Source organism: Hydrogenophaga sp. OTU3427 (assembly GCF_038440225.1).
GTDB lineage: Bacteria > Pseudomonadota > Gammaproteobacteria > Burkholderiales > Burkholderiaceae_C > Hydrogenophaga.
This window is the reverse complement of sequence record NZ_JASATI010000014.1, coordinates 84357-104552: the sequence shown is the minus strand read 5'-3', so window position 1 is coordinate 104552 and position 20196 is coordinate 84357. Positions and strand designations below refer to the sequence as shown.

The following is a 20196-nucleotide window of genomic DNA, read 5'->3' as shown; positions in this document are numbered from 1 at the left end:
GACCCCTCCTTCGCTACCCGCCGATATTCATGATGTCATCGCCAATGCGACGACGCTTAAAGAGGCCGCCCAGACCCTCGGGATCGCCGTGACCACGCTTCGCCAAAGATTGACTCAATTGGGTACAAACCCACGAGCGTTTCGACAAGATTCAAGTTTTGAGCGACGCAAGCGGCGGGCGGTTGAAGCTATCCGTGACTACATATTGAGCAATCCAGGGTGTGCAAGATCTGACGTTCACGTGCATTGCAAAGCGGCCGTTTCGTGGATTCGTGCTAATGCGCCTGATATGTTTGCACCGGCTATCGAGTCATTAGAAGATCAGAGGTCTCGGCAAATGGCTCTTACGTAGTCACCTCTGGAGACCCTGTTAGAGAAGCTGTTTTGTGGGCACGGTGCCCCTTCCTCACCAAGGTCAGCTTGTCACATGTTTTGGGTAAACCCGGTCCACTGGGCCAGTAACTGTCCCTGGTTGGTAATGCTGTAAAGGTCAAGTTGCTGAAAGTTGGCAAAACTTTAGTAGTACTGTCGAATATAGCTGTAAGCCTTCTCAAATAGCTCCTCATCCGCGTGCAGCTTGTATTTGAAAAGGGCCTTGCGTAGTGCCTTTTTAACCTCGCGCTCACCAGCCTGCGTGCCTTGCCAACCAGGGAAGCGGACGAGTCTCACGATCTCGTCAATGTCTGCGACCACCCGTTCGACCATGATGGGCGTCTCTGACGTTTTAACCTCGTTGAACAGCTCTGTTAATGCCGCCTTGCCACGATCCTCGTCTTCTTCAGGTGGCACTTCCTTTTCTGCCTGCAACGTTTCTTTGGCAATTTCCAAGAGCTGCTTCAAAAACTCGACACTGTTGATCTGGCCAGATTCAAAGCGGTCCTTCAGTGCATCCAACCGTTCTGACAGTTGTTTGAACGTCGGATTGCCCGCGTGTTTGCGCATGCGTCGGTTCAGCTTGATCTCGATCTCCTTCGCCTTTTTGGGGTCAGGATTGGAGAGCACTGCTTCCAGCAGGTCGGCATCCAGCACTAGCGTGTCGAGGTCGTCGCGCACGGCATCGACGTGCACGTTCTGATGGATCAGCTCGATGGTCTTGGCGCCCAGCGAGTGCCAGATTAGCTTGCCGTGGCCGCTGGACGGCTGCACCGACTGGTACACCTGCGACAGCCACTTGTAGTCCTTCTCGAACGGACCCAGCACAGTGTCCGGTGACAGCGCCTCCCAGATGCGGCCCAGCACGCTGAACTCGGCGGCGAAGTTGTCGCGCACCTCGTTGTTGGGTAGGCACTGTTGTGCAGCGATCAAGCCTTCATAGCCCTGCAAACTGCGATCACAGCCGGTAAAAAAGACCAGGCATTTCTGCATGACTTCGGGCAATTTGTCCTTCAGCTCCTGGATGTTGCTAACCACCTGCTTGACGCTTTGATCGTCGAACTCCAGCGCTGCCGCCACGTCGTCGAAGATGCCGAGGTAGTCCACGATCAAGCCGTGCGTCTTCTGCTCAGAATAGGTGCGGTTCACCCGGCAGATGGCCTGCAGCAGCGTGTGGTCACGCAGCGGCTTGTCCAGGTACATGGCCTGCAAGATCGGTGCATCGAAGCCGGTCAGCAATTTGGCCGTGACAATGATCAGCTTCAGCGGGTCGGCCGGGTCGCGAAAGCGATCCAGCAGTCGCTCTTCTTCGTCGCGGCTTCGGTCGTAAGGCGCGTACTCCAGGTGTTCTTTTTTGTCTGCTGCCTGCACCGACATGACGATGTCTGTCGCATCGGGCGGCAGCAGCTTGTCCAACTCGGCTTTGAACAGCAGGCAGGATTCACGGTCGAAGGTGACGATCTGGCCCTTGAAGCCGTTGGGCTCCACCTTGGCCTGAAAGTGCTCGACGATGTCCTCGCAGATCTTGCGGATGCGCTCGGGCGTTTTCACCAGCACGGCCATCTTGGCGGCGGTCTTGGCAAGGTTGTCCTTGTCGAGATCCGACAGGCCTCCGGTCATGTCTTTGTAAGCGGCATCCAGCGCGGCCTTGTCGATGTGCAGGTCGATCAGCCGAGGCTCGAAGTGCAGCTTCAGCGTCGCACCGTCGCGGATCGACTCTTCGAAGCCGTAGCGGCTCATGTAGCCCTTTTCGTCCTCTTCGGCCCCGAAGGCATAGAAAGTGTTGCGGTCTGCACGGTTGATCGGCGTGCCGGTCAAGCCGAACAAATACGCATTGGGCAGGGCCTCACGCATCTTGCGGCCGAGGTCACCCTCTTGGGTGCGGTGCGCCTCGTCCACCAGCGCAATGATGTTGCTGCGGTCGTTCAGGCTGCCCGCAGCCTCGCCAAACTTGAAGATCGTGGTGATGATGATCTTGCGCACGTCCTGGGCCAGCAACTGCTGCAGCTTCTCCCGGCTGTCTGCCTTCTCCAGATTGGGAATGTCTGCTCCGGTGAACGTGCCGGTGATCTGGCTATCCAGGTCGATGCGGTCCACCACGATCAGCACTGTGGGGTTCTTCAAGCCCGCGTGCATGCGCAGCTTCTGCGCTGCAAACACCATCAGCAGTGACTTGCCCGACCCCTGGAAGTGCCAGATCAGTCCTTTCCTGGGGTAACCCGCCAGCACGCGCTCGACGATCTTGTTGGCCGCTTCAAACTGTTGGTAGCGGCAGATGATCTTGATGCGCTGCTTTTTCTTGTTGGTGGCGAACAGGGTGAAGCTGCCGAGAATATCAAGCACCACATGCGGGCGCAGCATGCTCTCGGCGGACAGCTTGAGCGACTTCAGCGGGTGGTGCTGACCATCCTCCCCATCATCATCTAGATGCCAAGGGCCCCAGTCTTTGACCGGCAGGCCGATGGAGCCATAGCGGTAGGCTTTGCCCTCGGTGGCCACCGAGAACACGTTGCAAACGAACAGCTCCGGCACGAATTTCTCATAGTCGTCGTGCACCTGCACCGCGCCATCGACCCAGCTGATGCACTTCTTGACCGGCGTCTTGGCCTCGATCAGCACCAACGGCAGTCCATTGACCAAGAGCACCAGATCGGCGCGGCGCTCGGTGGGACCTGCACGGTAGGTGTACTGTTGGGTGACGATGTATTGGTTCTGCGCCAGGTCATCCAAGTCGATCAACCGCACAGGTACATGCTCGTTGTTGTGGCCGAAAGGCATCGAGCGCTCACCACGCATCCATGCGGTCATCTCCTCGTTGGCGCGGATCAGACCATCCGAGCGCACCGACAGCACGATGGCACGCAGCTTGTAGAGCACTTCGTCGGCACGGTCGGGCTGTGCGGCAATCTCGGGGTTCAGGCGAATCAACGCATCGCGCAGCCAAGGTTCGACCAGCACTTCCTGAATCTGGCGCGGCACGTCAGCAGGAGCGGCGGCGTAGCGCCAGCCGATGCCTTTGGGACTCGGGCCGTAGCTGGTGTGAGGTTCCTGGGCGGTGTTGGCCGGGACAGTCTTAACTGGGCCGGCAAGCAGATCGCGGACGTAGGCTTCGACGGTGTTGGCTTCGTTAAACACTATGCCGCTCCCCCAATTGTTCTCATGGCAATTAGTCTTGTTAGCTGCCGCGCTGCATCCCAGCGCGCCTTTTGCGTTGCAATCGCGTTCTTAAATTTCTGCAGTTCATCGAGTGCCCATTCCTGAGCATCAAGATCCGGCACGTTCAAGCGCATCTGCAGCAAGTTGGCACGATTGATCTTCTTCATGCTCGCACTGGTGCCCGCCGCAATTCGCATCAGGAATTCGCGGGCAGATGTGGTCTGTAACAGGGCTTCCAAGAAGTCTGGGTGAACCAGTGCATGGTTTGGCTGGAGACGCATCATCGTGTCCGGAAAGGACACGTCGTCACGGTTGTCGCTGAAAATCCCAACGAACCCAACTCGTTCCACTGTATTGGATCGAGAAATCAGAATGTCGCCCATAGAGAGTTTTGCCGCGACCATCTTGCTCGTTGGCTCGACGGGCTTGAAGTCCCCTGAAACATATCCATCGCGGGACAGTGCAGCCAATCCGAGTACGAAATAGCCCGTATCGGCATCCTTTGGCGGCGCACTGCAGCCGCTTTCCGGTGACCTCAACAAGAGGTCGCCCAGCAGATAGGAATTTGCTAAGGATGTTGGTTTGTTCAGAAGCAGTGAATCCTTGAACGACTGCAGCATCCGGCCTGCGGCGCGATGTGCAGCTTCAATGGCATGACACTGGTCGGTTGCAGCGCTCAGTAGGGCTATGGCCGATTGCTGCTCATCAATCGGTGGCAGTACAAATTCAAAATCCGCCAAACTCGTCCAGTTCGTACGGGGGCTCAAGGAGCCTGCCGATGTGCCGACCGCATGATCGAAGAAAGCGTCGGTCTGGCAAATGAAGGGCAGCAACTCCGGCAGCAAGACCTGCGCATCCTTGGTTTCCAACACATAGATGTCACCGGAACACACACCAGAGAAATCCGCCACAGCCACCTTGCGCTGGTAAGCACGGCGCTTGCCGAACAGCACCTGCCCCGGTTGAAACACGCTGGTGAAGGTCACGCCGGCAGCGACGCTGCCCCAACTGCGGATGCGCAAATCACCGGGTTCGAGATGTTCCAGACCGACGTAGCGTTCAATGCCATCGGCCAACGGATCTTGACTGCGGGCTTTCGAGAGGCGCACCACGTCGCCAAATCGCACCCGACGCCAGCCGGGCTTCAGGAATTCATTCTTCATTTTCTTTGCTCACAAACGGCATGACGTAACCAAAGAACTCCTTGTGTGGAGTCCGTTCTTCCTGCCAGCGATATGGATTAGAGGGCGGGGTTTCCCGGTGCTTGCTCATGGTGACAACCAGCCGCCGCTTCGCGCGCGAAACACCGACAAAGAAACCGCAGCGTTCTTCGTCGGGCTTGCCCCAAAAAGTCTGATTTTCAACACCTAGAATGATGACCGAGTCGAACTCCAGGCCCTTGCTTTTGTGGATGGTCAGAATGCGCACCGCTTTGTCATCTACAAAGCGCTCAAGCGCCTTGGGTAATTCCGGTTCAATTTTGAGCAACTCTTCGATACGTGCTTTGGTGTCGCGGACCACCTCTTTTAGCCGATCTGACGATTCGTAGTCAGGCGAGAGCGCTACCAAGGTTTCTCGGGGGATCTTGTTCAAAAATCCTCGCGCCGACTCCCACCAACCTGAGTAGGGCTCATCAATCAACTCCAGAAGTGATGCGCTCTTGCGCTGTGCTTTGATCAGGCGATCAAAGTCCCGGCGGGTGTTGGCCTGGATTTCATCATCCGCAAAAGGCACCAGCAGGTTCATCATCCGCACCCATGACTTGGGCTCACGATTGCCGTAGATGCACGACAGGTAATCGACCACCAAGCGCGCTGCGGGCTCTGTGGTGATGTCCTGCAGCTGTTGTTCGTTGCGGTAGGGGATGCCTCTGGCTTCGAGCTTGGCAATGAGATGGTTGGCGTAGAGATCCGGTTGCTTGGAGATCAGTACGGCGATTTCTGAATGCGGAATCTGTTCAACTTCGACCCACGCGGCGATCTGCTCAGCCAGATGTTCAGCTTCTTGTCGACTGTCTTCGACGCCCAAGGCGAGGACTTCCCCTTCATCCCCTGCAATTTGCTCTTCCGGCATGACCGATGCAGGATCAAGCACGCGGATGATTTCGTTCTGCAAGCGCAGCAGTCGCGGCTTGGAGCGAAAGTTGCGGTACATGTTGAGCGGAGTCGCCGCAAAATCGGCTGCAAATGTCTGGAAGATGCCATCCAGCGCACCGGCCCAGCCCATGATCTTCTGTTTGGTATCGCCGACTGCCGTCAGCCGGATGCTGGTACCTTGGAAGGCGAGCTTCACGAGCTCGTATTGTTTGTCTGTGCAGTCCTGAAATTCATCTAGGAAAACGTCGCTGTAGGTCTGGCGAATAGCGTTTCGGGCAACTTTTGACTTTTTGAGTATCTGAATGGCAAGAGGGATAAGATCACCGAACTCAATCTGTTTATGCGTCACCTTCGGGCTGCCAAGCGTGTAGCCAGCCTCAAGGGCATCCTTTCCTGTCAGTACGGGTCGAAAACGATCAATGATGCGCTTGGCAAAGGCATGGAAGGTGTAGCTGTCAAAGCGTGAAGCGAGATCAGCGCCACAGCGACGCTGGACACGTTCCTTCAGATTCTTGCTGGCATCAACCTTGAACGAAATTGCCAGAATCCGTTTGGGATATCTGCAGGTGCCAGTGCGCAATAGGAAATCTGCGCGCTGTGCCAGCATCTCGGTTTTACCTGCACCGGGCCCGGCCGTGAGCGCAAGGCAACGCTCCTGCTCTTTCGCGGCAAGCAGCGCATTCGGTTCGAGCGTCAGTCCATCTGCAGGCTGCCAAGCGTCAACGGCAATCACTCGGGCAGCTCCGCCAGTTTGGTGATAACGGCATCAGCCAGCCTGCTCAGCGAAGCCGGCATGTTTGCCCGCAATTTTGCATCCGTCAGTCGGGCCAGTGCATCAATGTGGGCAGCGGGTTTGCTACCCAGCTTGAAGCGCTGGTGGTAGGTGTTGAACAGTTTCTGTTCCTCAGGGCTGTATTGGTTAGCGTTGTGGTGGCTTTTCCCAAGCACGGCCTTGATCGTTGAATCATCCGGCACGTCTTCTTCGACACCGTAGGCTTCGGGAAAGGCGAGCAGCATGGCGAAGTCGAGATCCATGGGGTACGAAAAAAATACGTTGCTGTTTTCAAGTCTTTCGAAAACATTCTTTGTCCCGTCTTCAAAGAAGTGATGAGTCCGTACCGGTACTTCATCGGCATCCCATTGAGATATTTTCCAAGAGGATGGGAGACGTTCTGCGGGAGCGAATTTTGCAAACTGATCGTTTACGTACTTGATCCTTCCCCAGCCCGCAGCGTAACGAGCTACATCCAGATCAAGGAGCGTCAGGTACGGAATCTGCAATGCCGCTAGCAGGCGCCAGAAGTGATTAACGTGTCTGCCCCCCAGCGGAGCAATCGTGACGGCGGATTCGTCTACTGGAGCGCCTTTGACCTGCAGCAGACGTGGCAAGACGATCTCTTCGCTATCGCCTTCGCCCAGAACGACCAGACGCGAGAAATAGATCTCGGGAAATGCCTGGACAGCTTCACGCACGAATTTGTGCGCTTCGTCCGTGTCTTCCGGCAAAAGGATGTGCGTGATGCGTGATTGCCGTGCTTCGGTCAGCCGCAGATAGCGGATATGCTCTGGCGCAACGCGGCGCAGCATCGACGGCGCATGCGTGGCGATGAGGGCCTGGGCGTCCGGGTGCTGAACCATGGTGTTTAAAGCACTAACGATCCGCCCGAGGTAGTGCGGGGAGAGGCTGTTTTCGGGCTCTTCAACGGCGACCAGAGTAAAGACAGGTGGGCGCAATTTGTCGGGATCAAACGAAGTGTCTTGCCCGGCAAGTACGGCGCGCCCAATGGCTTGAGACGACAGTGCGAGAGACAGGTACAGCATCGACTTCTGACCGTCGCTCAGCCGGGAAAAATCGACCAGACTCTCATCGTGCCCAGGCGAAAATGAAACCGACATGTGGCGCAGCAAGGCCTCGATCTCGGAGGTCACAAAGGTGATCTTCGGATCGGCGAAGAACTTGCCTTTGTGCAGCGTGGACCACGTTGTTTTGAGGCTTTCGCTCAACGCATTGACTGACGGGTTCGCGGCCAAACTGTTACTGATCTGATCGGTCAGCGTCTTGATCTCGTCACGCTCCGCATCCCACTTCACTGCGCGAAGCATTCTTCCTAGAAGAGCATTGGCGCCGTATGCGATGTGGTCGGCAGGATCACGCTGTGCCGGAAGATAGTGGACGTGGATATGGTTACGCTCAGCTCTGGGAACTTGCGCAGTGCTGAGTGGCCCGCCGTCAGCATCCAGGTCCAGCACGTACGCCATGGACTCTTCGATATCGCCATCCACACCCAAGCTCGCACTGAGACGGTAACGAACGCGCGGAATACCGTCGAGCTCATCCAGCCGCATATGTGCAAAATGCGGGGCTACGGTTGTGTTGTCTTCGTCTTCTGCCAGCTCGGGAAAGAGGAAGTCAGCCTCAATCCAGAGGTGTCGTTCATCTGGTGTTTCTGCTTCACTGCAGGGCACATGAAAGTCTGAACGCAGAATCCGGCGCAACGACGGGTCGAAGGCGAATAGTCGGCACAAGGCCTGCAGCGCAGCCGTTTTACCTGAGCCATTCGGGCCAATCAGGTAGGTGATGTCTTCGAGCGTGATTTCGGTGGGATCTTCACCGAATGACTGAAAGTTCGATAACCGAATAGCTTGGAGCTTCATTGCGTATCCTCAGCTTTGGAAAGGCTATCTAGCGTATCCACCAGCGCATCCATCTGTCGCCAGAACGCGCGGCCATCGGTTTGCCATTGGTCCCAGGCGGAGCACAGCGATACCGTGTCGCGATTGCTGTCGGTTGCGCCGGCCGCAGCGATGCGTTTCACGTACAACGGGATCGAGAGATTGCCCGCATTGACGCCGATCTCGGCCAGGGTGGCAACCTTGGCGAAACCGGATTCATCCGTGAACGCGTTGAATGCGCTCAGGATGTGCTGCTGGTGCTCGGGCTTCAGAAAGCTCTGTGCCCGTTCCCGGGTGACCTCGTTCACCGCGTCGATGAAGATCACCTTTCCCTTGCGAGCGGCGAGTTTCTTGCGGTTGCAGATGACGATGCACGACTCCATTGGGGAGTTGTAGAACAGGTTGGGCCCCAAGCCGATGACGGCCTCGACCCAGTCCAGTTCGACCATCTTGGCGCGCATGGCTTGCTCCTCGTTGCGGAACAAGACGCCATGAGGCCAGAGCACAGCACACCGACCCTTGGTGCTGAGACTGGTCAGGACGTGTTGCTGGAACGCATAGTCGGCGCGGCCCTGAGGCGGCGTGCCGAGCGAGTTGCGGCCCCACTTGTCGCTGCTCCAAGCCTCGCGATTCCACTGCTTGATGGAGTACGGTGGGTTGGCCAAGATCACGTCGAACTGGCGCAGGCGGTCGCCCTCGATGTGCTTGGGCTCGGCCAGGGTGTCGCCGCGGATGATCTCGAAGTCCTCCACCCCGTGCAGGAACAGGTTCATTCGGGCGATGGACGATGTGATGAGGTTGCGCTCCTGCCCGTACAGTTTGAGGGTGCGGTATTCGCCACCCGAGCGCTTCACTTCATCCAGCGCAGAGATCAACATGCCACCGGTGCCGCATGTGGGGTCGTAGATCGACTCGCCCGCCTGTGGCGCCAGAAGCTGCGTCATCAGGTGGACGACGGTGCGGTTCGTGTAGAACTCGGCCGCCGTGTGGCCGGAGTCGTCGGCGAACTTCTTGATCAGGTATTCGTAGGCGTTCCCCAACTCGTCTTCAGGCACGTTGGCCACCGACAGCGTCTGCGTTGAGAAGTGCTCGATCAGATTCTTCAGCGTTTCATCGGGCAGACGCTCGCGGTTGGTCCACGGGGCATCGCCAAAGATGCCATCGAGCATGTCAGGGTTGGCTGACTCGATGGCGCGCGTGGCCTTCTGGATGGCCGCGCCGACGTTCTTCGGCGTTTGCCGTACATCGTTCCAGTGGGCCCCCTCGGGGATCTGAAACCGATGATTTTCAGCAAACTCGGCGTAGGACAAGTCGCCGTCCGAATCGGCCAGTGCGGCTTGGTACTCCTCGTCCCAGACATCGGAGACGCGCTTGTAGAACAGCAGCGGAAAGATGAACTGTTTGTAGTCGCCGGCATCAATCAGGCCGCGCAGCAACACAGCAGCACCCCAGAGATAGCTTTCGAGTTCTTGTTGGGTCATGCGGCTCATTTCAGCCATCCTCCTTCGGTCATGACCTGCGCGAGCCGTTCCTCTGCCTCACGGCAACGAGTCAGTGCGTCCTTGAAGGCCTCGATGGCTTCAGATAGTGGCGGAATGTCTTCTTGCAGCGGCGGCAGCACGTAGCGCGAAATGTTCAGCGTCCAGTCTTCGGCCTTGATCTCATCAAGGCTGACGACGCGCACGGCGTCTTGCACATCGGCAAAGCTGCGATACCAACTCAGGATTTCAACGGCGTGCTCAGGCTCTAAAAAGTTTTGTGCCCGGCCTCGTCGGAACAAGCGCGACGCGTCCGCGATCAGCACCTTTTGTTTGTGCTCGGCTGACTTGCGCTTGCGCAGCACAAGAATACATGCGGCGAGCCCCGTGCCGTAGAACAGATTTGGTGCCAAGCCAATGACAGCCTCAACCAGATCCAATTCCAGAAGCTTTTGTCGAATTTCACCTTCGGCCCCTTTGCGGAACAGGGCGCCCTGAGGAAGCACCACCGCCATTCGTCCGCTGACCTCGGCCATGGACTTCACCATGTGCTGCACCCAGGCGAAGTCGCCGCTAGATGAGGGCGGCAAACCGGCAAAGTTGCGTCCAAAGGGGTCGTTCAGCCACAGGTCTTCACCCCACTTTTCCAGGGAGAAAGGAGGATTGGCGATCACGCAATCAAACGTGGCCAGTCGGTCGCCGTCAAAGAAAGCCGGATTGCGCAAGGTGTCACCCCGTACCACCTGGAAGTCCTCGATCCCATGGAGGAACAGGTTCATCCGTGCAATGGATGATGTCGTGAGGTTCTTCTCTTGGCCATACAGCTTGCCCCACAGTCGCTTGACGTCACCGTGCATCTCTTTGACGTGCTGCACAGCAGCCAACAGCATGCCGCCTGTGCCGCAAGCGGGGTCGTAGATGGTTTCAGTCTCTTTGGGATCGAGCATGTCGATCATCAGCCGTACCACGCTGCGCGGGGTATAGAACTCACCGGCCTTCTTATTGGTGGCGTCGGCGAACTTCTTGATTAGGTACTCGTAGGCGTCACCGACCAAATCGGAGGCGACGTTCTTGTTACCCAACAGCAGCGCAGAGAAGTGCTCGATCAGATCCTTAAGCAGCGCGTCCGACAGGCGCTCTTTGTTCGTCCATGGGGCATCGCCGAACACCCCATAAAGTGTGTCAGGGTTCGCCTTCTCGATGCCGCGCATGGCGTGCTGGAGTGCTGCACCGACGTTGGTTGGCTTGGCACGAACATCGACCCAGTGACAGTCATCGGGAATCTGAAACCGGTGTGACTCCGGGAACCAGGCCAGCTGCTCATTCCCGGTTTCGTCAACGATCTCTCGGTATTCTTCATCCCAGACGTCGCAGATGCGTTTGAAGAAGAGCAGTGGAAAGATGTACGTTTTGAAGTCGGCTGCATCGACTGGACCGCGCAGTAGATTTGCTGACTCCCATAAGTGCGATTCGAGTTGGGATAGGCTGACGACAGGGAGGGAATTCATTGGAAACTGCTACATTTTCGGGGGAGCAAGATCTTCCTGCCATGCGCAGGTTGCCGACCCATCTTTAAGTCCCAGTCTACCGGGAAGATTGCCATGCGTGGCGGTGGGCCAATGGAGTGTCACAGCTACCATGGCTGGCAGTAGATGATGGTTCTTGGAAGTACCGCCCCTTCTGCAACTCAATGCTCCTGGTAGACGGCTCCATCGGGTTTACCAGGTCCACTGGGACCTAGTTGATGACACATCCCCAACAACTACTTTGAGTACCCCTCAACCTCCTTGTTGTGCGTCAGCAAAGAGGAAGGGCGGGGTAACCGAGGCTTGGGCATCGTCATTAGGTGCCATGGCAGAGCGCAGGAACTCTCCCAAGTTTTTCCCGGTGGGCATAGCCAAGCCATCGATGAAATCAGTAGGAGGCTTGCTGGAAGAGCGCGTCAGAAACTCAGTATTGCGGCGCTCGATGTGGTTGAGAGGTTGTTTTGCACAAAAAGTGACTTTGGTGCTTCCTCGGGCGCATCATACCCGGCTCCCAAGGTGCTACGCTCCCAAAAGTCATTTCAAATCAACGTATTTTGAAACTATGTTGTGTGATAGGCCGAAGCGTCTAGCCCGGGATTTGAAACTATGTTGTGAATTTTGAGACTTTGTTATCCAACTCCTACGCCGTTTCCATGCTGCGCTACCACACCGTTCCCGTCACCCCGTTCCAGCAAAACGCGTCCATCGTCTGGTGCGACGAGACCAACAAGGCCGCCATCATCGATCCGGGTGGTGATCTCGACCGCCTGCTGGCGGAAGTCAAACGCCTTGGTGTCGAGCTGGAGCAGATCTGGCTCACCCATGCACACATCGACCACGCGGGCGGCACCGCCGAACTGGCCGAACGCCTGGGCCTGCCCATCGTCGGCCCGCACCCGGGCGACCAGTTCTGGATCGACGGCCTGCCGCAGCAGAGCGTCATGTTCGGATTTCCGCCCGCCGGGCACTTCACGCCCACGCGCTGGCTGGCCGATGGCGACACGGTGCAGATCGGGCACCACACGCTCAACGTGCGCCATTGCCCCGGGCACACGCCCGGCCATGTGGTGTTCCATTCGCCCGAGATCCAGCGCGCCTTCGTGGGTGACGTGTTGTTCGCCGGCAGCATAGGCCGCACCGATTTCCCGCAGGGCGACCACGACACCCTGATCGCCAGCATCACCCAGCGCCTGTGGCCCATGGGGGACGAGACGGTGTTCATCCCCGGCCATGGCCCGGAAAGCAGTTTCGGGCGGGAGCGCCGCAGCAACCCCTACGTGCGCGGCACCTGAGCGCCTGTGCAATGTCTTTCTGGATTTCTAACAAGACATTGAAAAGGCGCTGACGGCTGACTCGCCGGTCAGCCGCCGCGCCGTGCCTGGTTGAACAGGGTGTCCACCTTGGGCACGTTGTCCTTCAGCTGGCGGATGCGGTCCGGCCCGCTTGGGTGGGTGGACAGGAAGCCGGGTCCGCCACCACCGGTGGCCGCGCCCATCTTCTCCCACAGGCTGACGCTCGCCTCAGGCCGGTAGCCGGCGCGCGCGGCCAGTTCCAGCCCCACCAGGTCGGCTTCGGTCTCGTCTTCGCGGCTGAACTTCAGCGTGAGCAGCTGCGTGCCCATGTTGGCCGCCATGTTGCCCAGCTCGCCCAGGCCCAGCAGTTGTGCGCCCAGCGACAGGCCGATGCCGGTGGCCTGGCTCTTGGCGATGCGTTCGCGGGCGTGTTCGCGCAGCGCGTGGGCCATTTCGTGGCCCATGACCATGGCGGCCTCGTCGTCGCTGAGCTTGAGCTGGTCGAGGATGCCGGTGTAGAAGGCGATCTTTCCGCCCGGCATGCAGAAGGCGTTGATCTGCTTGCTGCCGATCAGGTTGACCTCCCAGCGCCACTGGCGCGCGCGGTCGTTCCAGGGCGTGGCAAAGGGGATGATGCGGCGGGCCATGGCCCGCAGCCGCAGCAGCTGGGGATGGTCGTCGGGCGCGAGCGCGCGCTTGTCGCGCGCCTCGGTCAGCATCTGGGCGTATTGCTGGGCGGCGGCCACCTCCAGCTTCTCGGCCGGCACCAGCTTGCGCAGGCTGGAGGCGCTGCCCACGTTCACCTGGGCGGCCACTGGCGCCCCCACGGTGCTGGCGGCCAGGCCCGCACCCGCCAGCACAAAGGCCCGCCGTGATGACCAGCGGTGGCCGCCATTGGACGTGGCCTCGCCTGACTGGTTTTCCAGGGCAACGGGAGAGATGGTTTTTGCGTCGCAGAGCCAGCACATATGCGGGAATAATAGTGAAAAAGGCGCGCTGCGTTGCGATGCCTTGCATTACTTGAGGTTTCATGGCCGATCCGATTGCCCGCCCGCTTGTTGCCGCCGCCGACGCCCTTCCCGATGCCGGGCCTCGCGTGGGCTGGCGCGAAGCCTGGCGGGTCTACCTGGCGCCGGCCAGCCTGCGCATGCTGGCGCTGGGGTTTTCCGCCGGCCTGCCGCTGCTGCTGGTGCTGGGCACGCTGAGTTTCCGCTTGCGCGAAGCCGGCTTGGACCGCACCACCATCGGCTACCTGAGCTGGGTGGGCCTGGCCTACGGTTTCAAGTGGTGCTGGGCGCCCCTGGTCGACCGCATGCCGCTGCCCGGGCTGACCCGTGCCCTGGGCCGGCGGCGTGCCTGGCTGCTGCTGTCGCAACTGGCGATCGCGGCCGGGCTGGTGGGCATGGCACTGGCCGATCCGCGTCAGACCCTGGGCCCCATTGTCTGGTGCGCGCTGGTGGTGGCCTTCGCCTCGGCCACGCAGGACATCGCGCTGGACGCCTTTCGCATCGAGTCGGCCGATGCGCGCCACCAGGGCGCGCTGGCCGCCACCTACCAGACCGGCTACCGCCTGGCCATGATCTGGGCCGGCGCCGGGGTCCTGTGGCTGGCCGCGCGCGCCGAACTGGGCGGCGTGGCCGGCTACCAGCAGACCGCCTGGCAGACCGCCTACCTGGTGATGGCGGCGTCCATGTCCCTGGGGGTGTTGACCGTCTTGCTGTCGGACGAGCCCGCGCACCGCAGCCTGCCGCCCTCGCGCAACCTGGGGGAATGGCTGCGCGGCGCGCTGGTGGAGCCGTTCGCCGATTTCCTGAGGCGCTACGGCCTGCAGGCGGTGCTGGTGCTCGGGCTGATCGGCACCTACCGCATCAGCGACGTGGTGATGGGCATCATGGCCAACCCTTTCTACGTGGACATGGGTTACACCAAGGACGAGGTGGCCGCGGTGACCAAGGTCTATGGCGTCATCATGACGCTGGTGGGGGCCTTTGTGGGGGGCGCGCTGGCCATGCGCTGGGGCGTCATGCGGGTGCTGATGCTGGGCGCGCTGCTGAGCGCCTGCAGCAACCTGCTGTTCGCCTGGCTGGATGGCCATGGCCACGACGTGACCGCGCTGGTGCTGGTGATCTCCGCCGACAACCTCAGCGCGGGCGTGGCCTCGGCCGGTTTCATCGCCTACCTGTCCAGCCTCACCAACGTCAGCTATTCGGCCACGCAGTACGCCCTGTTCAGTTCCATGATGCTGCTGGCACCCAAGTGGCTGGCCGGGTTTTCCGGGGCCTTCGTCGACGCCCACGGCTACGCCAGTTTCTTCACCGGCACCGCGTTGCTGGGCCTGCCGGTGCTGCTGCTGGTGTGGCTGGCGTCGCGGGTGCAGGCCAGGGCGCCAGGCCCCTGATTTCACGAAACTTTACGCGGCCGACAAGACGGTGCCATGGGCACCCGCCACACTACACTGAACAGTATGGCCAACCCACACATCCTCATCATCGAAGACGACAGCCGCCTGGCCCGCATGGTGGCCGAGTACCTGGGGCAGTCGGGGTTCCAGGTCAGCCACGCCGACGAAGGTGGCCGCGGGCTGACCGCGCTGCGCGACCTGCTGCCGGACCTGGTGATCCTGGACCTCATGCTGCCCGACATGGACGGCCTGGAGGTCTGCCGCCGCATCCGCGCCCTGCCGGGCGACGCCGCGCGTGTGCCGCTGCTGATGCTGACCGCCAAGGGCGATCCCATGGACCGCATCATCGGCCTGGAGATGGGAGCCGATGACTACCTGCCCAAGCCCTTCGAGCCGCGTGAGCTGTTGGCCCGCATCCGCGCGGTGCTGCGCCGCAAATCGGAGCCGCGCAGCGACGGTGCCGAACCGCGCCAGCCCACGCTGCAGTTCGGCTCGCTCGAGATCGACCGCGATGCCCGCAACGTGACCGTGGGTGGCCAGGCCTGCGACCTCACGTCCTACCAGTTCGACCTGTTGCTGGCCATGGCCGAGCGCGCCGGCCGGGTGCTCACGCGCGACCAGATCATGGAGGCTGTGCGTGGGCGCGAACTCGAGGCCTTCGACCGCTCCATCGATGTGCACGTGGGCCGCATCCGCAACGCCATCGAAGTCGACAGCAAGAACCCCAAGCGCATCCTCACGGTGCGTGGTGTCGGCTATGTGTTCGCCAAACAGCAGGATTGACGCGGGCGCCTGCGGAGCACGGCCGTGATTGCCTTGCTCGGGCAGCGCCTGTACCTGCGCATCTGGCTGGCGGTGGTGGCCGCCGTGGCCGTCATGGCGCTGCTGGTGGGCTGGATCTGGCGCGTGCAGGTAGAGCACGACCGCTCGCAGCGGCCGGGGCGCGAAATTGTCGTGCGCAACAGTGAAGGCGACATCGTCGGTCAGGCCACCGGCCGTGGCGTGCGGGTGCCCGGGCAAGGGCTGGAGTTCCAGGTGCCCATGATCGGGGGGGAGACACTGTCCATCCAGTTGCCCCGCCCCCCCCGCCCGCCAGGTGGGCGCAACGAGCCTTTCTGGATGCAGCCCCCCTTCGACTTCGCCAGCCTGCTGGGCCTGGTGGCGGTGGCGGTGGCCCTGGGCGCCTACCCCATCGTGCGGCGATTGACCCAGCGTCTGGAAACCGTGCAGCGGGGCGTCGAGCAATGGGGCGCCGGCGATCTGTCGGTGCGTCTGCCCGAGCAGGGCGAGGACGAGGTGGCGTCGCTGGCGCAGCGCTTCAACGTCGCGGCCGAACGGGTGCAGACGCTGGTGCGTTCGCACAAGGCCTTGCTGGCCAATGCCTCGCACGAGCTGCGCTCGCCGCTGGCCCGCATCCGCATGGGGCTGGAGCTGATGCCGTCCGGACCGGCGGGCACCGGCGTCGCGGTGCGCGACGAACTGGCCCGCAACATCGCCGAGCTGGACCAACTGATCGACGAGATCCTGCTGGCCAGCCGGCTCGATCTGGCCGATGCCCCCATGGGGCAGCTGGAAGAGGTCGACCTGATGGGCCTGGCGGCCGAGGAATGTGCCCACGCCGGCGCCTTGCTTCAGGTCGACGAGGGCAGCCCGGCGCCATCGGTGTGGGGCAGCGCGCGCCTGCTGCGCCGCCTGCTGCGCAACCTGTTGGAGAACGCCCGCCGCTACGGCCGGGACGCCCGTGGCGTGGCCCAGCCCATCGAGGTGCTGGTGCGCGTGAGCCGCGATGGCGCGATGGCCGAGTTGTGGGTGCGCGACCACGGGCCGGGCGTGCCGGCTGAGCTGCGGGACCGGATTTTCGAGCCCTTCTACCGCCTGCCGGGCGCCAGCGAACGCGAGGGCGGCGTGGGCCTGGGGCTGTCGCTGGTGCGCACCATCGCGCAGCGCCATGGCGGCCAGGTCCGCTGTGAGGCCACACCTGGCGGCGGCGCCTGTTTTGTGCTCAGCCTGCCTTTGCACAGGCAACCGATGCGGGCATGAAAAAGGCGGCCACTGGGGCCGCCGGGTTCGGGAGGCGGGGTGGCACCTGGCCACCCGCTGGGCATCCCGTCACTTGTTCAGGTAACCCGACACCACTTTCCAGCGGTTGTCCTGCAACTGGGACATGCGGGTGTCGTTGTTGCCCAGACGCTTGGTCGGCGAGAAGGTCATTTCCGCGCTGCCGAAGATGTCGGGCGGGATCACCATGGTGTCCATGGCCTTGATGAAGCTGTCGGTGCTCAGGTTGCTGCCGGCCTTGGAGGCGGCGCGCAGGAAGGCATCGACCGCGTTGTAGCCATAGACCGAGAACACCGTCGGTTCTTCGTTGAACTTGGTCTGGTACTTGGTGGCCCAGAAGCGGATCGGTTGGGCCGCTTCGTCCAGGTAGGGGTGCTGCACCGTCATGGTGGCGTAGAGGCCGTTCATGGCCGCACCGCCGAGCTTGTGGATGAGGTCGGTGTAGGCCGCGCTGGAGCCGACAAAGGTGGGGTTGAAGCCCAGGCGGCGCGCGGTGGCGATGCCGCCGATGGTCTCGCGGATGATGGTGCCCATCACCACCATGTCGCATTTCTCGGACGCCAGCTTCTGCATCTGCGACGAGAAGTCGGTGGCGCCACGCTTGTACGAGGTCTTCTCGGCCATCTGCATGTTGATGGTCTTCAGTCCTTCCTCGGCGCCACGCAGCACCTCCAGGCCGAACTCGTCGTCCTGGTACATCGCACACACCTTTTGCGAGCCCTTTTCCTTCACCAGCTTGGGCACCGCCAGGCGCATCTGATCGAAGTAGGTGGCGGCAAACGAGTACTTGAGCTTGTGGAAGGGCTCGTACATCTCGCGCGCGGCCGTCACCGGGAAGAAGTTCACCACGTTCTTGGGGAACAGCACCGGGAAGGTGGCCACGTTCTGGGCGGTGCCGATGTGGCCCACCATGGCAAAGATTTTGTCCTGGTTGACCAGCTTCTGCGCCGCCAGCACGGCACGGCGTGGGTCGTAGCCCGAGTCCTCAACCAGCAGCTTGACCTTGCGCCCGTTCAGGCCCCCCTGTTCGTTGAGTTCGTCCACGCGCAGCATCATGCCCAGGCGCACCTGCTTGCCGAAGCCGGCCAGCGGGCCGGACAGATCCTGGATCGAGCCGAGCACGATCTCGTTCTTGCTCACGCCCTGCGATTGGGCCAGCACGGACGTGCTGCCCAGCATCGCCAGGGTGGCCAGTGCGGTGACGGTGAGGTGGGTCTTGATCTTCATTCCTGTGGTCTCCTGTGTGGATCTGTGAAATAGGCCATGCGATGCGCGGTGGTCGTCAGCGGTACATGGCCTCGATCTGAGGGGCGTACTTTTGCTGGACGAGCTTGCGTTTGAGCTTCATGGTGGGGGTGAGTTCCTCGTCCTCGGCGCTGAGCTGGGTGTCCAGCAGCCAGAATTTCTTGATCTGCTCGACGCGGGCGAACTTCTTGTTGACGCGGTCGAGTTCCGCCTGGATCAGTTCCTGGACCTCGGCCGACTTGGTCAGCGAGGCGTAGTTGCTGAAGGGCACGTCGTGGTCCTGGGCGTACTTCTCCACGTTCTCCTGGTCGATCATCACGATGACGCTCAGGTAGGGGCGTTTGTCGCCGATGACCACCGCGTCGGTGATGTAGGGAGAGAATTTCAACTCGTTTTCCAGTTCGCTGGGGGTGATGTTCTTGCCGCCCGCCGTGATGATGATGTCTTTCATGCGGTCGGTGATGCGGTAAAACCCTTCCTCGTCCACGGTGCCCACGTCGCCGGTGTGCAGCCAGCCGTCGGCGTCGATGGTCTCGGCGGTCTTCTCGGGCTGGTTGAGGTAACCCATGAAGACGTTGGGGCCGCGCACCAGGATCTCGCCGGTGGCCGGGTCGAGCCGGACCTCGTTGTAGCTGGTGGCCGGGCCGATGGAGCCGGGCTTGATGCGGTCGGCGGGCATGCCGGTGGAAGCGCCGCAGGACTCGGTCATGCCCCAGACCTCCAGCATGGGCAGGCCCAGCGCCAGGTACCAGCGCACCAGGTCGGGCGAGATGGGCGCGGCACCGGTGACCAGGAACCGCGCCCGGTGCACGCCGATGAGCTTGCGCACGTTGTTGAGCGCCAGCACGCGCGCGACGTGGAACTGCAGCTTGAGCCAGCCCGGCACCGGCTGGCGGGCCAGCACCTTGTCGGCGATGCGCGTGCCCACGCCGATGGACCAGCCGTAGGCCAGCTGCTGCAGGCGGCTGGCTTCCTTGAGGGAGATCATCACGCCCGAGTAGAACTTCTCCCACACGCGGGGCACGGCGGTGAAGACCGTGGGCGCGATCTCGCGCACGTTCTCGGGCACCGTCTCGGGGTTTTCGACGAAGTTGAGGATGGTGCCGGTGTACATCGCGAAATACTCGCCGCCCAGGCGCTCGGCCACGTGGCACAGCGGCAGGAAACACATGCGCTCGTCGGTGTCGTCCTGCGCGATCAGCGTGTTGTAGCCCCGCACGGTGTAGACGAGGGCACGGTGGTTGTGCATGGCGCCCTTGGGGCGGCCGGTGGTGCCCGAGGTGTAGATGAGGATGGCCAGCTGGTCGGGCTGGCAGGCGGTCACGCGCGCGTCCAGCGCCTGTGGGTGCTCACGGCCATGGGTGCGGCCCAGCTCGCGCAGCTCGGCCAGGCTGATCACCTGCGGGTCGTCGAGCTCGCGCAGGCCCTCCATGTCGAAGACCACGATCTTGCGCAGCTTGGGCAGGCGCTCGCGCACGGCCAGCGCCTTGTCCAGCTGCTCGTCGTCCTCCACGAACAGGATGGTGGTGGACGAATCCTCGCACAGGTAATGCACCTGCTCGGCGGCATCGGTGGGGTAGATGCCGTTGGCCACGCCGCCGGCGCTGAGGATGGCGAGATCGCACAGCACCCAGTCGATGTTGGTGTTGGAGAGCACGGAGGCGGTCTCCTGCGGGGCAAAGCCCAGCGCCAGCAGGCCGTTGCCGATCTCGCGCACTGCCTGGGCCGTCTGCTGCCAGGTCCAGATGCGCCAGATGCCGAAGTCCTTCTGGCGCAGCCAGACCTTGTCGCTCCGGGCCTTGGCCGCGTTCCAGAAGATGGCCGGGATGGTCTCGCCCGGGATGACCACCTGGGTCTGGGGCTGTACTCGGGACAGGTCCCACAAGTTGCTCATATCGC

General features: G+C 61.3%; 14 protein-coding genes. 5 read left to right on the top strand and 9 right to left on the bottom strand.

What is annotated here, in order from left to right; all coding sequences use genetic code 11:
* Positions 1-352, top strand: a 352-nt coding sequence (locus AAHB17_RS10820; protein WP_342130580.1) for a hypothetical protein, incomplete at its 5' end; no start/stop codon positions are given.
* 164 nt (positions 353-516) lie between these two features.
* On the opposite strand, the gene AAHB17_RS10815 is transcribed toward AAHB17_RS10820, so the two are convergent.
* Genes AAHB17_RS10815 through AAHB17_RS10790 form a run of 6 tightly spaced genes read right to left on the bottom strand, consistent with a single transcriptional unit; the run spans position 517 to position 11283 of the window.
* The gene (locus AAHB17_RS10815; protein WP_342130579.1) at positions 517-3507 is read right to left on the bottom strand and encodes a type I restriction endonuclease subunit R; all 2991 of its coding nucleotides are present in this window, start codon (positions 3505-3507) and stop codon (positions 517-519) included.
* Positions 3507-4691: a restriction endonuclease subunit S gene (locus AAHB17_RS10810; protein WP_342130578.1), complete on the bottom strand. Its 1185-nt coding sequence runs from the start codon at positions 4689-4691 to the stop codon at positions 3507-3509. The genes AAHB17_RS10815 and AAHB17_RS10810 overlap by 1 nt, the downstream gene beginning before the upstream one ends.
* Complete coding sequence (locus AAHB17_RS10805; RefSeq protein ID WP_342130577.1) at positions 4681-6357, bottom strand: ATP-dependent helicase; 1677 nt, start codon at positions 6355-6357, stop codon at positions 4681-4683. The genes AAHB17_RS10810 and AAHB17_RS10805 overlap by 11 nt, the downstream gene beginning before the upstream one ends.
* The gene (locus AAHB17_RS10800) at positions 6354-8279 is read right to left on the bottom strand and encodes an ATP-dependent nuclease (RefSeq protein WP_342130576.1); all 1926 of its coding nucleotides are present in this window, start codon (positions 8277-8279) and stop codon (positions 6354-6356) included. The genes AAHB17_RS10805 and AAHB17_RS10800 overlap by 4 nt, the downstream gene beginning before the upstream one ends.
* Positions 8276-9787 (bottom strand): type I restriction-modification system subunit M, encoded by a 1512-nt coding sequence (locus AAHB17_RS10795; RefSeq protein ID WP_342130575.1) that lies wholly within the window; start codon positions 9785-9787, stop codon positions 8276-8278. The genes AAHB17_RS10800 and AAHB17_RS10795 overlap by 4 nt, the downstream gene beginning before the upstream one ends.
* Positions 9784-11283, bottom strand: a complete 1500-nt coding sequence (locus tag AAHB17_RS10790; protein WP_342130574.1) for a type I restriction-modification system subunit M — start codon at positions 11281-11283, stop codon at positions 9784-9786. The genes AAHB17_RS10795 and AAHB17_RS10790 overlap by 4 nt, the downstream gene beginning before the upstream one ends.
* Before the next feature lie 671 nt (positions 11284-11954).
* On the opposite strand from AAHB17_RS10790, the gene AAHB17_RS10785 reads away from it, so the two are divergent.
* Entirely contained in the window at positions 11955-12593 is a 639-nt protein-coding gene (locus tag AAHB17_RS10785) for an MBL fold metallo-hydrolase (RefSeq protein WP_342130573.1), read from the top strand.
* Positions 12594-12661: 68 nt separating this feature from the next.
* Here AAHB17_RS10785 and AAHB17_RS10780 read toward each other — a convergent pair whose 3' ends face one another.
* Positions 12662-13561: a M48 family metallopeptidase gene (locus AAHB17_RS10780; protein ID WP_342130572.1), complete on the bottom strand. Its 900-nt coding sequence runs from the start codon at positions 13559-13561 to the stop codon at positions 12662-12664.
* A 62-nt stretch (positions 13562-13623) separates the two neighbouring features.
* Between AAHB17_RS10780 and AAHB17_RS10775 the strand changes: the two genes are divergently transcribed.
* From AAHB17_RS10775 to AAHB17_RS10765, 3 genes are all read left to right on the top strand, one after another.
* Positions 13624-14991: an AmpG family muropeptide MFS transporter gene (locus AAHB17_RS10775; RefSeq protein WP_342130571.1), complete on the top strand. Its 1368-nt coding sequence runs from the start codon at positions 13624-13626 to the stop codon at positions 14989-14991.
* 66 nt (positions 14992-15057) lie between these two features.
* Entirely contained in the window at positions 15058-15777 is a 720-nt protein-coding gene (locus tag AAHB17_RS10770) for a response regulator transcription factor (protein WP_342130570.1), read from the top strand.
* 27 nt (positions 15778-15804) lie between these two features.
* Positions 15805-17034, top strand: a complete 1230-nt coding sequence (locus tag AAHB17_RS10765) for a sensor histidine kinase (RefSeq protein WP_342130582.1) — start codon at positions 15805-15807, stop codon at positions 17032-17034.
* 69 nt (positions 17035-17103) lie between these two features.
* Here AAHB17_RS10765 and AAHB17_RS10760 read toward each other — a convergent pair whose 3' ends face one another.
* Positions 17104-18279 carry an ABC transporter substrate-binding protein gene (locus AAHB17_RS10760; RefSeq protein ID WP_342130569.1) on the bottom strand — a complete coding sequence of 392 codons (1176 nt, stop codon included), beginning with the start codon at positions 18277-18279 and terminating at the stop codon, positions 17104-17106.
* 55 nt (positions 18280-18334) lie between these two features.
* Entirely contained in the window at positions 18335-20191 is a 1857-nt protein-coding gene (locus AAHB17_RS10755; protein WP_342130568.1) for an AMP-dependent synthetase/ligase, read from the bottom strand.
* Positions 20192-20196: the final 5 nt, after the last annotated feature.